Origin of the sequence: Candidatus Nitrosopumilus salarius BD31, assembly GCF_000242875.2 — an archaeon.
Lineage (GTDB): Archaea > Thermoproteota > Nitrososphaeria > Nitrososphaerales > Nitrosopumilaceae > Nitrosopumilus > Nitrosopumilus salarius.
Window position 1 is genome coordinate 1 of record NZ_AEXL02000050.1, and the last position, 521, is coordinate 521.

Genomic DNA, 521 nt, shown 5'->3' on the forward strand with positions numbered 1-521 from the left:
ACTGTGCAATATTGTATACGAATGAATCATAGTTGTCAATGATTAAAAATTTCAATTTGATGCCTCCTTTAATGCTTGAAGCATTGCTCCCGCTTTGTGCTCTGTCTCTTTGAATTCGTTTTCTGCAATAGAATCTGATACTATTCCCGCACCTGATTGCACAAACCCTTTGTTGTTCTCAATGAATATACTTCTAATTGCAATTGCAAAATCACAGCATCCGTTATATGAGAAATAACCTACTGCTCCTGCATATGGTCCCCTTGCTTCAGTTTCCAATTCCTCTATGATCTCCATGGCTCGTACCTTTGGAGCCCCAGAGACTGTTCCTGCTGGAAATACTGCCTGAAATGCATCAAACATGTCATTTTCAGGCGCTAAATTACCAACCACATGACTGACAATATGTTGAACGTGACTGAATCTTTAATCTCCATTAGAGACTCTGGATGAACTGTCCCATACTTGCATACTCTACCAATATCATTTCTTCCCAAATCTACTAGCATGGTGTGCTCTGC

General features: G+C 39.9%; 1 pseudogene. It reads right to left on the bottom strand.

Annotated features, from left to right (window positions below):
* Positions 1-51: 51 nt before the first annotated feature.
* Positions 52-521: pseudogene (locus tag BD31_RS02150) on the bottom strand (anthranilate synthase component I family protein); the annotation flags it as partial.